Raw genomic sequence first — 253 nt, forward strand, 5'->3', positions numbered from 1 at the left:
GTTGTACGGCGGGCTGAACCGCGGACGGCTGGATGTGGCACGGCTGCGCAGGGCGCTGGTGGGACTGCCGCTTCCGCGGACGGCGGAGGGGCGGCTGGTCCTGGCAGTCGACGTCAGCAACTGGCTGCGGCCGGACGCGAATACCAGCCCGGACCGGCTGTTCTGCCACACGTACGGTCGGGGCAGGGGCTCGGCCCAGATGATTCCAGGGTGGCCCTACTCCTTCGTCGCTGCTCTGGAACCGGGTCGCACT

1 protein-coding gene is annotated in these 253 nt (G+C 70.4%); it reads left to right on the forward strand.

What is annotated here, in order from left to right; genetic code table 11:
• The coding region (locus IH68_RS0149255) for a transposase (RefSeq protein ID WP_030950417.1) at nt 1–253 on the forward strand (253 nt) is incomplete at both ends.

This window comes from Streptomyces sp. NRRL S-646, assembly GCF_000720765.1.
Classification (GTDB): domain Bacteria; phylum Actinomycetota; class Actinomycetes; order Streptomycetales; family Streptomycetaceae; genus Streptomyces.